General features: G+C 74.4%; 13 protein-coding genes and 1 pseudogene. 4 read left to right on the top strand and 10 right to left on the bottom strand.

What is annotated here, in order from left to right; translation table 11 throughout:
* Together ACUP6Y_RS01925 and ACUP6Y_RS01920 are read right to left on the bottom strand one after the other, a co-directional pair.
* Positions 1-2,301 carry a sodium-translocating pyrophosphatase gene (locus ACUP6Y_RS01925; RefSeq protein WP_462553915.1) on the bottom strand — a complete coding sequence of 767 codons (2,301 nt, stop codon included), beginning with the start codon at positions 2,299-2,301 and terminating at the stop codon, positions 1-3.
* A 233-nt stretch (positions 2,302-2,534) separates the two neighbouring features.
* Positions 2,535-2,867 carry an STAS domain-containing protein gene (locus tag ACUP6Y_RS01920; protein WP_462553914.1) on the bottom strand — a complete coding sequence of 111 codons (333 nt, stop codon included), beginning with the start codon at positions 2,865-2,867 and terminating at the stop codon, positions 2,535-2,537.
* 137 nt (positions 2,868-3,004) lie between these two features.
* On the opposite strand from ACUP6Y_RS01920, the gene ACUP6Y_RS01915 reads away from it, so the two are divergent.
* Both ACUP6Y_RS01915 and ACUP6Y_RS01910 read left to right on the top strand, forming a co-directional pair.
* A complete protein-coding gene (locus ACUP6Y_RS01915; protein WP_462553913.1) occupies positions 3,005-5,383 on the top strand; it encodes a DEAD/DEAH box helicase in 2,379 nt (792 codons plus the stop codon).
* A gap of 9 nt (positions 5,384-5,392) precedes the next feature.
* On the top strand, positions 5,393-5,704 hold the full coding sequence (locus ACUP6Y_RS01910; RefSeq protein WP_462556840.1) for a hypothetical protein: 312 nt from the start codon (positions 5,393-5,395) through the stop codon (positions 5,702-5,704).
* A gap of 42 nt (positions 5,705-5,746) precedes the next feature.
* On the opposite strand, the pseudogene ACUP6Y_RS01905 reads toward ACUP6Y_RS01910, so the two are convergent.
* From ACUP6Y_RS01905 to ssd, 7 genes and pseudogenes are all read right to left on the bottom strand, one after another.
* Positions 5,747-6,082: pseudogene (locus ACUP6Y_RS01905) on the bottom strand (Rv3654c family TadE-like protein); the annotation flags it as partial.
* Positions 6,079-6,480, bottom strand: coding sequence for a TadE family type IV pilus minor pilin (locus ACUP6Y_RS01900; RefSeq protein ID WP_462553912.1), 402 nt, complete (start codon positions 6,478-6,480; stop codon positions 6,079-6,081). The gene ACUP6Y_RS01900 and the pseudogene ACUP6Y_RS01905, both read right to left, overlap by 4 nt.
* Positions 6,452-6,631: a DUF4244 domain-containing protein gene (locus ACUP6Y_RS01895; protein WP_462553911.1), complete on the bottom strand. Its 180-nt coding sequence runs from the start codon at positions 6,629-6,631 to the stop codon at positions 6,452-6,454. The genes ACUP6Y_RS01900 and ACUP6Y_RS01895 overlap by 29 nt, the downstream gene beginning before the upstream one ends.
* Before the next feature lie 172 nt (positions 6,632-6,803).
* Positions 6,804-7,526 carry a type II secretion system F family protein gene (locus ACUP6Y_RS01890; RefSeq protein WP_462553910.1) on the bottom strand — a complete coding sequence of 241 codons (723 nt, stop codon included), beginning with the start codon at positions 7,524-7,526 and terminating at the stop codon, positions 6,804-6,806.
* Positions 7,519-8,307 carry a type II secretion system F family protein gene (locus ACUP6Y_RS01885; protein ID WP_462553909.1) on the bottom strand — a complete coding sequence of 263 codons (789 nt, stop codon included), beginning with the start codon at positions 8,305-8,307 and terminating at the stop codon, positions 7,519-7,521. The genes ACUP6Y_RS01890 and ACUP6Y_RS01885 overlap by 8 nt, the downstream gene beginning before the upstream one ends.
* Positions 8,307-9,476, bottom strand: coding sequence for a TadA family conjugal transfer-associated ATPase (locus ACUP6Y_RS01880; protein WP_462553908.1), 1,170 nt, complete (start codon positions 9,474-9,476; stop codon positions 8,307-8,309). Before ACUP6Y_RS01880 ends, ACUP6Y_RS01885 begins: the two co-directional genes overlap by 1 nt.
* Positions 9,473-10,564, bottom strand: coding sequence for a septum site-determining protein Ssd (gene ssd, locus ACUP6Y_RS01875; protein WP_462553907.1), 1,092 nt, complete (start codon positions 10,562-10,564; stop codon positions 9,473-9,475). Before ssd ends, ACUP6Y_RS01880 begins: the two co-directional genes overlap by 4 nt.
* 304 nt (positions 10,565-10,868) lie before the next feature.
* Between ssd and ACUP6Y_RS01870 the strand changes: the two genes are divergently transcribed.
* On the top strand, positions 10,869-11,678 hold the full coding sequence (locus ACUP6Y_RS01870; RefSeq protein WP_462553906.1) for an HAD family hydrolase: 810 nt from the start codon (positions 10,869-10,871) through the stop codon (positions 11,676-11,678).
* A gap of 288 nt (positions 11,679-11,966) precedes the next feature.
* Here the strand turns inward: ACUP6Y_RS01870 and ACUP6Y_RS01865 are convergent, their stop codons facing one another.
* A complete protein-coding gene (locus ACUP6Y_RS01865) occupies positions 11,967-12,695 on the bottom strand; it encodes an oxidoreductase (protein ID WP_462553905.1) in 729 nt (242 codons plus the stop codon).
* Positions 12,696-12,764: 69 nt separating this feature from the next.
* Here ACUP6Y_RS01865 and ACUP6Y_RS01860 point away from each other — a divergent pair, with 69 nt between their 5' ends.
* Positions 12,765-13,700: a class I SAM-dependent methyltransferase gene (locus tag ACUP6Y_RS01860; protein WP_462553904.1), complete on the top strand. Its 936-nt coding sequence runs from the start codon at positions 12,765-12,767 to the stop codon at positions 13,698-13,700.
* The last annotated feature ends 15 nt before the right edge of the window (positions 13,701-13,715 follow it).

Here is a 13,715-nt window from a genome sequence, read left to right as displayed (position 1 = left end):
TCAGGCGGACTCGACCGAGGCAGGCTCCGGAGCGTCGTCGCCGATCGTGGAGACGCGCTGCTTGGAGATGTAGACCGCGGCGAAGATGCCGGCCGCCGCCACCACGGCGATCAGGATCCGGAGGAAGTCGTTCTCGTTCTCTCCATAGGTGAGGCTGACGACGGCGCCGACGATCAGCAGCGACACCAGGTTCATCACCTTGAGCAGCGGGTTGATCGACGGACCGGCGGTGTCCTTGAACGGGTCGCCGACCGTGTCACCGGTGACCGTGGCGGCGTGCGCCTCCGAGCCCTTGCCGCCGTGGTGCCCGTCCTCGACCAGCTTCTTCGCGTTGTCCCAGGCGCCGCCGGCGTTGGCGAGGAACACCGCCATCAGCGTGCCGGTGGCGATCGCTCCGACGAGGAAGCCGGCCAGCGGCCCGACGCCGAGTCCGAAGCCGACCGCCACCGGGGCGAGGATGGCCAAGATGCCCGGCGTGGCGAGCTCGCGCAGCGAGTCGCGGGTGACGATGTCGACGACCCGCCCGTACTCCGGACGGGCGGTGCCCTCCATGATCCCGGGAATGTCGCGGAACTGGCGGCGTACCTCCATCACGACCGCACCCGCCGCGCGGCCGACCGCGTTGATCGCTAGCCCGGAGAACAGGAACACGGCGCAGGCGCCGAGCAGGGCGCCGACGATCAGCTTGGCGTCGTACACCAGGAAGTCCTGGTCCAGGACGGATCCGACCTCGTCGTAGGCGCTCTGCGTGTAGGACGCGAACAGGGCGCTCGCCGCGAGCACGGCCGTGGCGATCGCGATGCCCTTGGTGATCGCCTTCGTCGTGTTCCCGACCGCGTCGAGCTCGGTGAGGATCTGCGCGCCCTCCTCGCTCACGTCGCCGGACATCTCCGCGATGCCCTGGGCGTTGTCGGAGACCGGGCCGAAGGTGTCCATCGCGACGATCACGCCGACGGTGGTCAGCAGGCCGCAGCCGGCCAGGGCGACCGCGAACAGCGCGAGTCCGGTCGAGCCACCCGCGAGCAGCGCGGCACCGAACACGGCCGCGCCGATCACCATCGCCGTGTAGACCGCGGACTCGAAGCCGACCGAGAGCCCGGACAGGATCACGGTGGCGTGGCCCGTCAGCGAGGTCCGGGCGACGTCCTTGACCGGCCGGTGCTCGGTGCCGGTGAAGTAGCCGGTCAGCGCGAGGATCGCCGCCGCCAGCACGATGCCGATCGCAACGGCGCCGGCCGCGAACACCGGCGGCGACAGATCAGCCGTCGCGCCGGAGCCCAGCTCGCTCCACTCGCCGGGCAGGTAGATGAACGCGGCGATCGCGCTCGCGACCGCACCCACCGCGGCCGACATGTAGAAGGCCCGGTTGATGGTCTTCAGCCCGCTCTCGCCTGCCCGCGGCCTGGTGAGGTAGACACCGGCGATCGCCGACAGGGCGCCGATCGCCGGCACGATCAGCGGGAACACCAGACCCTTGTCGCCGAACGCCTGCGAGCCGAGGATCAGCGCGGCGACCAGGGTGACGGCGTACGACTCGAACAGGTCGGCCGCCATGCCCGCGCAGTCACCGACGTTGTCGCCCACGTTGTCGGCGATCGTCGCCGCGTTGCGCGGGTCGTCCTCGGGGATGTTCTGCTCGACCTTGCCGACCAGGTCGGCGCCGACGTCGGCCGCCTTGGTGAAGATGCCACCGCCGACCCGCATGAACATCGCCAGCAGCGCGGCCCCGAAGCCGAAGCCCTCCAACACGTTGGGCGCGGTCTCCTGGAAGACGATGACCACGACGCTCGCCCCGAGCAGGCCGAGCCCGACCGTGAACATGCCGACGAAGGCACCCGTGCGGAAGCCGATGTTCATCGCCGGGTCGCGTCCCTGCTCGTTGGCCGCCGCGGCGACCCGCAGGTTGGCGCGCACGGCCAAGGACATGCCGAGGTAGCCCACCGCCCCGGAGAACCCGGCTCCCACCAGGAAGAAGATCGACCGGGAGATCCGGACCGCCCACTCCGACTGGAGGCCCGTCGCGCCGTCGGCGGTGTGGGCCGGGAGCGCGAGCAGGACGACGAACGCGATGGCCGCGAAGATCGTCAGGGTGCGGAACTGGCGGGTGAGGTAGGCGTTGGCCCCCTCCTGGACGGCCTGGGCGATGCGCTGCATGTTCGGGGTGCCCTCGCCTGCGCGCAGCACCTCCGATCTGAACAGCGCGGCCATGCCCAGGGAACCGAGGGCGATCACGGCCACGATCGCCACGAGGGCGAGATCGCCCCCGGTGACTTCGACATCGACGACGAGCGGATGGGGCATACGACTGCCTCCTGCGGGGGTTCAGGGTCGGCCACGGGGGCCAGGTCTGAGATCGTGCCCGGAGTCTACGCAGACTGTGTCGTAGAACACATGGAGGTTGTGACACGCATCACAATGCATGACCGGCTCGCGGCTGACCCCACGGCGTGGGGCTGAGCGGGTTTCGTCACGCCGCCCGAGAGATCCGGTCGAACGCCGTTCGCAGCCGCGTCACATCCCGCGGCGAGCCCCGCTCAGGCGAGAGCGGCCTCAGCCGAGTCGTGGATGACGAAGACCTTGGCGAGGCCGGTGATCTTGAAGATCTTCAGCAGCCGGTCGGCGTTGCAGACCAGCTCGAGGGAGCCGTCGTGGGCGCGGACCTTCTTCAGGCCGCCGACGAGGACACCGAGGCCGGTGGAGTCGAGGAACTCGACCGCCTGCATGTCGACGACGATGTGGTACGTGCCGCCGGCCACGAGCTCGGTGATGGTGTCGCGAAGCTTCGGGGCGGTGTAGACGTCGATCTCGCCACCCACGGCGACGACGGTGCGCCCACCGACCTCGCGCGTCGACAGTGTCAGATTCACGACCTCACCCCGGGCTAGCCCTATTTCTCCGTCTGGTGGGACTTATCAAACCATGCCCGGCACAGGCACGCGCAAGGAGCGGACATCCCGTCGGTATGCCTGCGCGTCGTGTCGGGGGTCCGAGAGACAATCAGAGGATGACCGCGCAGCCCGATCTCGACGTCGCCCCGACCCGGCGACGCGACCCGGAGGCGCTGCTCGACCGGCTGGTCGCGCCGCCCTCCCGGGCGGACCGGCTGACCCACCGCGAGCGGGTCCCCGCCCGGGCGGCGGCCACGGCGAGGTGGCCCGCGTGGGCCGACCCGGAGGTGGTCGCGGCGTACGCCGCGCGCGGCGTCGCCCTCCCCTGGCGACACCAGGTGACGGCGGCCGAGGCCGCCCATCGGGGCGAGCACGTCGTCGTGGCGACCGGTACGGCGTCCGGCAAGTCGCTCGCCTACCTGCTCCCCGCGCTCTGCGACATCCGCGCCGCCCGCGGTCCGCGCGGGCAGCGCGGCGCCTCCGTGCTCTACCTGGCCCCGACCAAGGCCCTGGCCCACGACCAGGGGGCCGCGATCCGCGACCTGGGACTCGACGTGCGGGTCGCCACCCACGACGGCGACAGCACCGCCGAGGAGCGGGAGTGGACCCGCGACCACGCCGAGTACGTGCTGTCCAACCCCGACATGCTCCACCGCTCGCTGCTGCCCGGCCACGAGCGCTGGCACTCGTTCCTGCGGTCGCTGCGCTATGTCGTGATCGACGAGTGCCACCACTACCGCGGGGTGTTCGGCGCCCACGTCGCCCAGATCGTGCGCCGGCTGCGGCGGATCTGCGCGTCCCACGGGTCCTCGCCGACCTTCGTGCTCGCGTCGGCCACGATCGCGGATCCCGACGTCACGGCCCGCCGGATGACCGGGCTCGACGTGACCGCGGTGACCGAGGACGGCTCGCCGCGCGGCGCGCTGGCGCTCGGCCTCTGGGAGCCGCCGCTGACGTCGTACCAGGGGGAGCACGGCGCGCCGGTCCGCCGGCCCGCCACCGCCGAGACCGCCGACCTGCTCGCCGACCTCGTGGTGGAGGACGTCCGCACCCTCGCGTTCGTGCGCTCCCGGCACGGCGTCGAGACCGTGGCCCGCCGGGCCGGCGAGCTGGTCGAGGAGGTCGACCCGTCCCTGGCCGGACGGATCGACTCCTACCGGGGCGGCTACCTCCCCGAGGAGCGCCGCGCCCTCGAGCAGGACCTGCGCAGTGGGCGGCTGCTCGGCATGGCGGCGACCAACGCGCTCGAGCTCGGCATCGACATCAGCGGGCTCGACGCGGTCGTGGTAGCCGGGTACCCCGGCACCCGGGCGGCGTTCTGGCAGCAGGTCGGCCGGGCCGGGCGCGACGGTGGCGGCGCGCTCGGGCTGTTCGTGGCGCGCGACGACCCGCTCGACACCTACCTCGTCCACCACCCCGAGGCGCTGCTCGGCCGACCGGTCGAGGGCACCGTGTTCGACACGGACAACCCCTATGTCCTCGGTCCCCACCTGTGCGCGGCCGCGCAGGAGCTGCCCGTCACCGTCGCCGACGCCCCGCTGTTCGGCCCACGGACGCGGGAGGTCCTCCGGTCGCTGGTCGAGCGCGGGCTGCTGCGCCGCCGCGCCGCCGGCTGGTACTGGACCGACCGCGGCCGCGCGGCCGATCTCGCCGACATCCGCTCGGCCGGCGGCACGCAGGTCCAGCTGGTCGAGGCCGGCACCGGCCGCGTGGTCGGCACTGTCGACGGCGGCCGCGTCCACGGCACCGCCCACGAGGGCGCCGTGTACCTCCACCGCGGCGAGACCTGGCTCGTCGAGTCGCTCGACCTCGAAGAGCACGTCGCGACCCTGCGCCGGGCCGAGGTCGACCACACCACCACCGCCCGCGAGGTCACCGACATCGCGATCGTCGAGGAGCGCGAGCACGTCGACTGGGGCCGCTGCCGGGTCGCCTTCGGGACGGTCGAGGTGACCAGCCGGGTCACGTCGTACCTGCGCCGGCGCACCCGGACGGGCGAGGTGATCGACGAGAGGCCGCTCGACCTCCCCGCCCGGACCCTCTCGACCGCCGCGGTCTGGTGGACCGTCCCGGACGACGCCGTCGGTGCGCTGCTCGCGGATTCGGGGATGGCCTCGACCGACCTGCCGGGCGCTGCCCACGCCGCCGAGCACTGCTCGATCGGCCTCCTTCCTCTCTTCGCGACCTGCGATCGCTGGGACATCGGCGGCGTCTCCACCGCCCGGCACCCCGACACCGGCGTGCTCACCGTGTTCGTCCACGACGGACACCCGGGCGGGGCCGGCTTCGCCGAGCGGGGCTACCGCACCGCCGCCGCCTGGCTGCGCGCCACCCGGGCGACGATCGCGGCCTGCGAGTGCGCCAGCGGCTGCCCGTCGTGCATCCAGTCACCGAAGTGCGGCAACGGCAACGACCCGCTCGACAAGGCCGGCGCGGTCGCACTGCTCGACGTGCTGCTCCGCGCGGCGACCGACGGCGACGGCTCGTCCGAGTAGCCTGTCGCCATGCTGCTGCTCGGACTGGTCATCCTGGTCGTCGGTGTGATCGCGCTGGTGCTCAGCCTCTTCGGCGCCAGCATCGACTACAAGCACCGGTCCGCCGAGATCCTCAACTGGGATGTCGCTCCCGGGACGCTCGTGCTGTGGGGCGCGGTCTCGACGCTGCTGGTCGTCCTCGGCCTGTGGCTGATGAAGGCCGGCGCGAAGCAGGGCTGGCGGCGCCGCAAGGAGCACAGGCGCCTCTCCGAGCTGTCCGAGAAGCTGGACCAGGTCGAGCTCGATCGACGCCGCGGCGAGCTCTCCGACGACGACGGCTGACCCCACGCGGACACCGGACGCTGCGGACGCCGGGCCGGCGCGGGCAGCGGCGGTCAGGTCGCGGCTCTGCCCGAGCCAGCGGGGTCCGCTGACGCGGACCTCGAGGACGACCTCGGAGCCCTCGACGTGGCAGCTCGCGAGCGCACCACCGTTGGCTCGGGCGACCTCGGCGGCCGCCGTACAGGGATCGCGGCCGGGGTGTCCGGCTCGGCCCCCGGCCAGGGCGGCGGCCCCGGCGAGCGCCGCGAGGTCGGCGGCCGCCTGCGCACGGCGATGGGCGGCCACGATCGCGCCGACCACGCCGGTCGCGGCCCCGACGAGGAGCAGCACCCCCGCCATCGCGACCGTCAGCACCGTGGCGGCGCCGCGCTGGCTCACGGACCTCCTCCCTCGGTGAGCGCGACCGCCTCGGCACGAACCGTCGCGCCGGGAACCGCGCCGAACAGCCCGCCGGGACCACCGATCCGGGCCCGCGCCCGGACCACGATCCGGTCGCCCGAGCGGGTGACCGAGAGCCGGACACCGGCGGGCGCGACCCGCTCGCCCAACGCCACCGCCTCGTCGACACCGTCACCGCGCGCGAGGGCGCGGGCCGTCTCGCGGGCGGCGTCGACGGTGCGGACCTGGGCGACCGCGACCGCGAGCAGCCACACCAGGCCGGCCGTCACGGCGAGGAGGACGGGGAGGGCCAGGGCGAGCTCGGCCGTCACCGCGCCCCGCTCGCCGCGGCGGCGCGGCGGCGCCCACTCAGCCCAGCCCGAGCAGGTTGAGGACATGGTCGAACAGGGTCTTGATCAGCTTGTCGCCGAAGCCGCCGCTGAGCAGCTTGTAGAGCAGGCCGGCGAAGCCGGCGCCGGCCGCGGTGGCGACGGCGTACTCCGCGGTGGTGACGCCCCGCTCCGAGGGGCGGGAGGTGAGTAGGGGCACGGGTCTCTCCGTTCGTCGGCAGCCGCCGGGCGCGGCTGTTTGGGAGTGAGCCTGCGCGGGGCGGCCGACTCCGGCGGTTCGGGGCGGCCCGGCCTGTGGACGGAGACCGGTGGATGGGCGGCCTGGGGACGACGAGTGGCTCGCGGTGGTACGGATGAGGCTCCTGGGCAGGTCAGCTCACGATGCTCGAGGCGAGGGACACCGCGAGCGGGACGATGCCCAGCAGCAGGAAGGAGGGGAGCAGGCACACCCCCAGCGGTACGGCGGCCCGCACGCCGACCGCGCGCGCCCGGTCCTCCGCCTCGGCCCGGGCCCGGGCGCCGAGCTCGTCGGCGAGTCCCTCGACGGCGGCGACCACCGGTGCCCCGGTCCGGTGGGTGCGGGCGAGCGCCCGTCCGAGCGGCCCGAGGTCGGGATCCTCGGCCAGACGGGCCCAGATGGCGGCCACGTCGCCCCCGAGCCGCAGGCGCACGGCAACCGCCGCCAGCCGCTCACCGGCGGCCCCCGGCAGGGCACGGCAGACCAGCTCGATCGCCTCGACGGGCGCGGCGCCCGAGCGCAGGGCGGCGGCGAGGAGGGTGACGACGTGGGGCAGGTCGCGGCGCACCTCTTCGCGCCGCTGCCGCACGACCCGCGGTTCCAGCCGGCCGGCCGCCGCCCAGACGGCGACACCCACCGAGACCCCGGCCGGCAGGGCCAGCGGACCACCGAGGACCACAGCGGCACCGCCTCCGGAGAGCAGTGCCCACAGGACGCGGCCGCGGCGCAGCAACCCGTGGTCACCGATCGTGGACGCCGGCGCCGGCGCGGTCGAGGTGTCCGCGGGCCGCGGCGTTCCAGGACCGAGGAGCAGGCTCAGGCCGGTCAGCAGGCCGACCAGGACCGCCTCAGCCATCGCGCTCGACGTCGCGGGCGAGGGCCTCGATCCAGATCAGGCCGGCGTACCCGGCGGCCAGGCCTCCGGCGAGGCAGGCCAGTCCTGCCGGCTGGCCGATCAGGAAGTGGAGCGGGTCGGCGCCGGTGCCGGAGCCCAGCACCAGCGCGACCACGGGCAGCGCGGCGAGCAGCCGAGCGGTCGCCCGCGCCGAGGCCAGCTCGCCGCCGACCACCCGCCGCGTGCGCTCCACCGCGCGCAGGTCGACGGCCACCCGGGCGAGGGTGTCGGCGAGGCCGTGGCCGGTCCGGTGCGCGACGTACCAGGCGCCCGCGACCACTCGGAGCGCGTCGCCGCCCGGCGTCCTGGCCAGCGTCCGGAAGGAGGCCGCCACATCTCCCCCGGTCAGCGCCACTCGGGCCGCCGGCGCGACGAACGGCCACTCGGCCGCGGCCCGGTCGAGCGCGACCGCCGGGGTCTGCCCGGCGGCCAGCTCCGCCCGCAGCGCGTCGCAGAGCTCGACCACGCGGCGGCGTACGTCGGTCGCGGCCCGGTCGCGGCGGCGCGCGGCGAGCGCCCGGACGACCGCGCTGGTGAGGGCGAGGCCCAGCAGCGGGAGGACCAGCCCCGAGGTCGACCCACCGGCCGCGGTGACCACGGTCGCCGTCGTCGCGGCGGCACCCACGACCAGCAGGACGCGCCGTCGAGACGGCCGGGACGAGGCGGCGGGCAGACGAGCGGGTCCGGGCGCCACGAGGACCAGGGCGGCGGCGACCAACGACGCGACCACGAGCGGGCCCATCACCTCCTCCCGTCGAGCAGGGCGAGGAGACGGCGCGAGCCGGGGCCGGCGGCCGGCGTGCCCGCGGCGTCGAAGGCGACCGCCACCTCGGTGCGGGCCAGGCCGTCGGGGCCGCGGACGACGACCGCGACCTCGCCCAGGCGCCGGCGGCCCGAGCCGCGGTCGCGGCGCACGTGCAAGACCGCGTCGAGGCCGGCGACCAACTGGCTGTGGGCGGCCCCACGGGCCAGTCCGGCGCCGAGGGCGAGCGCCTCGATGCGGGCCGGTACGTCGGCGGCGGAGTTGGCGTGGAGCGTGCCGCAGCCGCCCTCGTGCCCCGTGTTCATCGCGGCGAGGAGGTCGACGACCGCGGCATCGCGGACCTCGCCGACGACCAGGCGGTCCGGGCGCATCCGCAGCGCCTGGCGGACCAGGTCGCGCAGCGCGACCGCTCCGGCACCCTCCAGGTTGGCAGGCCGCGCCTCCAGTCCGACCACCTGGGGATGCGCGGGCCGGAGCTCGGCGGCGTCCTCGACGACCACGATCCGCTCACCGGGGTCGACGGCACCGAGCAGGGCGGCCAGCAGCGTGGTCTTGCCGCCGCCGGTGCCGCCGGTCACCAGGAAGGCCAGCCGTGCCTCGACCACCTGCCGGACCAGCTCGAGACCGGGCTCGGTCAGCGTCCCGGAGGCGTGCAGCTCGGCCAGGCTGAGCCCGCCACGGCGTGGGATCCGCAGCGAGATCGCGGTCCCCGGCTGCGCGAGGGGCGCGAGCAGGGCATGGCAGCGGGTCCCATCGGGCAGGCGGACGTCGGCCCAGGGCGCGGCGTCGTCGAGTCGGCGCCCGCCGCTCGCGACCAGGCGCTGCGCGAGCCGGCGACAGGACTCCTCGCTGGGCAGGACGACGTCGGTCTCCTCGACGCCGTCGCCCCGGTCGATGCGGACCGCCCCCGGGCCGTTGACCAGGACGTCGGTGATCCCGGGCAGGGCGAGCAGCGGCTCGAGCGGGCCGGCGCCGACGACGTCGCGGCGCAGCGCCTCGTAGACCGCCAGCACGGTCGCGTCGCCGACCGGCCGCCCGGCGGCACGCAGGGCGTCGGCCACCCGGTGCGGGCTGAGCTCGCCGGGCGTCCGGGCCAGGCGGGCGCGCACGTCCTCGACCAGCCCCGAGAGATCGGTCTCCGCGATCACGCCGCGACCTGGTCCGCCGGCGCGTCGAGCACCCGCTGCGCCGCCCGCGCGAGCGGCCCGCGCAGCGAGCGCAACGGACCGAACCCGAGGTCGACAGCCTCCGCGAGCCGGTGCTGGTTCCGCATCTGGGCGCGGACCGGCAGCCCCACGGCCCGCGCCACCTCAGCCGCGCCGAACGCGTCGCCGCGCAGCACCACGCCGGGCCCGGCGTGGTCGGCGAACCGGGCACGCATCCGGGCGGCACCGGCCACTCCGACGACGCTGCCGAGGGTCACCACGAGCAGCTCGTCGCAGCGCGCGGCGATCTCGTCGACCAGCGGGTCGGGCGAGCGCGGGAGGTCGACGACGACCACCCGGTGCCCGCGACGGGCGGCCGAGAGCGCCTCCCGCACGGCGAACGCCTGCAGCGTCTGGGTCCGCCCATCGACGTACCACGACAGCACGCCCAAGCGGCCCCGCCGCGGTAGTGCCTCCCGCAGCGAGCGCGCGGAGAGCCGGCCGGTGGTCTGGCACAGCGCGTCCCAGCGGAAGCCGTCACAGCGCTCCAGGCCGAGCATCCGGTCCAGGCCGGGGCCCTGCGGGTCGCAGTCGACGACGACCGCGTCGCCGGACCGCGCGGCCCACTGGCCCAGGGCGCAGGCGAAGGTGGTCGCGCCGGCACCGCCCGTGCCGCCGATCACCCCGATCACCCGGCCGCGGTCGGACTGCTGCTCGGTGAGGTCGGCGAGCAGCTCCACCAGCCAGCCGGCGCAGGTGGGCAGCTCGAGGACGTTCTCGGCGCCGAGCTCGAGGGTCGTGCGGAACAGCTGGTCGGGCGGGCGGGGTCCGCTCACGACATAGGTGCGCGCACGGGACTCGGGGGCGGCCTGGACCATCGCGACCGCGAGGTCGGCGCCGACGAGGACGACCGGCGCGCGGCTCCACGTGACCAGGGCGGTCAGCGGGTCGCGCGCGATCGTCGGGGCCACATCGGCCGCGGCGGCGAGCGGCAGCAGCTCGGCGAGCAGGTCGTCATCGGCGGTCACCACCAGGGGAGGCACGTCCGTGGCGCGGGCGTGCGGGGACGGGAGGGGTCGGTTGCGTGTCATGACGAGGTTGTCGCCACGGTCCGACACGACCATGCGGGGCACCGTGCCCGCCTGTGGACGACGCCCGGCGAGCGCCGGCTGTGGACGCCGAACGGCGGCGTGGGCGACGGGTGGGACGGGTGAGATCCCTAGTAGCGCGTCGCAGCTAAAACGCGGGCTGGGAGTCGCCCAGGCACGCACCTCGCCACGTTGACGCAGCTCGACAGACGACCCGGTATGCCAGCGCTGCGCCGCCTTGCGATGCACGCACCCGGGCACCTCCCAACTCCGCGTCTTAGCCACGACACGCTACTAGGATGGACGCATGGCCTCCGCGGGTACGCCGCCCACCGCCGCGTTCTTCGACCTCGACAAGACGATCATCGCCAAGTCGAGCGTGCTGGCCTTCAGCAAGCCGTTCCAGGCCGGCGGCCTCATCTCGCGGCGCGCGGTGCTGCGCTCGGCGTACGCCCAGTTCGTCTTCATGGTCGGCGGCGCGGACCACGACCAGGTCGAGAAGATGCGGCAGTTCATGTCGCAGCTGACGGCCGGCTGGGACGTCGCGACGGTGCGCGAGATCGTGGCCGACACGCTGCACAACATCGTCGACCCCCTGGTGTACGACGAAGCGGTCCGCCTCATCGCCGAGCACCACGCCGCGGGCCGCGACGTCGTCATCGTCTCGACGTCCGGCAGCGAGGTGGTCGAGCCGATCGGCGCGCTGCTCGGCGCCGACCGGGTCGTGGCGACCCGGCTGAAGGTGGAGGACGGGCGGTATACCGGCGAGATCGAGTACTACGCCTACGCGGAGGAGAAGGCGAACGCGATCCGGGCGCTGGCCGAGAGCGTCGGCTACGACCTGGCGAACAGCTACGGCTACTCCGACTCGGTGACCGACGTGCCGATGCTCGAGGTGGTGGGCCACCCGCACGCCGTCAACCCGGACAAGGAGCTGCGCAAGGTCGCGGCCGCCCGGGGCTGGCCGGTCCTGGTGTTCACCCGGCCGGTCGCGCTGCAGTCGCGACTGCATCTGCCGCCGCCGAAGCCGACCCTCGCCGCCCTCGCCGTCGGGGGTGTCGTCGCGGTCGGCGCGGCGGTGTGGATCGGCGCCCGGCGGCGAGCGCTCAGCGCCTGACCCACCGCCGAGCAGAGACCTGCCCCCAACCGGCCAGCGTTCCCCGTCCCCACCGAAAAGACAACCCTTGAAGGTGGCCGGACACCGGCGTACAAAGGACACCAAGAACTCAAGAGCAACACGTGATCCCGGTACCCACGCGGCGATCTACCCTTCCGAATTGGGCGCTTGCTTCCGGAAGACTTCCGGAGCAGTTGTTGATGATGCACGCCTGGTAGCCACGGTTCACGTGTCAGCGGTGGCACCCGAGACACTCGATGGCTCGGGTGCCACCTGCATTTGCAGGTGCTACTCGATGTCGCGCACCAGCGGGCTCGCCTCGGCGGCGGCCGACCAGGCCTCGACGGCGTACAGCAGCCAGGAGTGCATGCCGGCGCGGCTGCCGCTGGCCCAGCCGCGCAGGTTGGACTCGTACTCGGGGCGCAGGGCGAGGTGCGCGGCCTCCGGTACGACGAGCGACTTCTCGTCGACGCCGCGGGCGGCCGCCACCAGCCGCTCGCTCGCACGAGCCACGATCCCGTTGTGGGAGCCGAACGGCGCGGCGGCGACGATCTCGGCGTGGACGACGGCGGCGACCGCGAGCGCGGGCGCCTCGGTGGGGGCGGTGATCAGCTCGGCGATGCCGCGCAGCCGGGACGCCGACTCGCCGTCGCGGGGTCGGCCGAGCAGCTCGTCGGGCAGCACGCCCCGGGCCGCCACGGTGTGCATCCGGGCCAGCGCCTGGAGCGGCTGGCGCCGTACGACGGGGACGAGGGAGAGCAGCTCGGTGGCCAGGCGAACCGCGTCCGCGGCGACCTCGTCGCCCTCGCCGGCGCGGACCTCGGCGAGCGTGGATGCGGAGCCCTCGAGCACGGCGCTGGCGTGGGCGCCGCGCAGCAGCGACTCGGCGGTCAGCTCCGGGCTGGTCCGGCGCAGGCCGCGGTCACGCAGCACCACGTCGATGCCGTCGCGGGCGCCGGCGAAGCCGGACGGGACGCCCTCGAGGGAGATCAGCCAGGCGTGGGGGTCGGTGGTCACTCGGCAACGTTACTGGCGCGCTCGCGAGCCTCCGTGATCCGAGGGCGCTGCCGCCGTACGCTCGGCCCGATGGCTACCGACTCCACCCCCGACGCACCCGGCCTCTGCTTCGGCAGTGTGGCCGAGGCCTACGACCGCGGCCGCCCCGGCTACCCGCGCGAGGCCGTGGCGTGGCTGACCGGCGAGCAGCCGCTGGCCGTGCTGGAGCTGGGGGCCGGTACCGGCAAGCTGACCGAGCACCTCGTCGCGCTCGGCCACGACGTGCATGCGACCGACCCGGACCCGCGGATGCTCGACCGGCTCGGGACCCGGCTTCCGGAGCTGCGGGTCTCGCAGACCGCGGCCGAGGAGATCCCGGCGGCGGACGCGACGTACGACCTGGTGATCGCGGCGGACGCCGACACCTGGTTCGACAGCGAGCTGGCGCTGCCGGAGATCGCGCGCGTCCTCAAGCGGGGCGGGACGTTCGCGGTGGTGCGCAACGTCCGCGACGAGCGGATCCCGTGGGTCAGGCGGCTCGGCAACCTGATCGGCCACCACACGACCGGGGAGGGCGTGGGCGAGGCGATCGACTCCTCCCCGTACTTCGGGCCGGCCGACGAGACGTCCTTCAAGCACTGGCAGGTCATCGACCGCGCGTCGGTGCAGGATCTGGCACGCTCGCTGCCCGATGTCGCCGGCCTCGAGCTCACCGGACAGGACTCCAGGGTCCGCGAGGTGCTGGCGTTCTACGACGACTTCGGCCGCGGTATGGACGGCATGCAGCTGCCCTGGGTGACCGAGTGCTTCCGCGCCGTCGTCGGGATCCAGCCCAAGACGATCCGCCACGAGCCCGCCGCGACCGGTACGACGGCCGGCGGGCCTGTCGTCGAGCCCGCGGCCGACTCCGCGGTCGGTCCGGACCCGGACCTGGTGGGCGAGGACACCGTCCCCGTGGCGCTGGCGCCCGCCGTCGAGCCGCCGGCCGACGACGACTCCGGCATGCTGCTCATCGACTTCCGCTGACCCGGCTCGCCGTAC

The sequence above is a fragment of the Nocardioides sp. S5-5 genome, from assembly GCF_054954065.1.
This window is presented reverse-complemented; position numbering and strand designations above follow the sequence as displayed.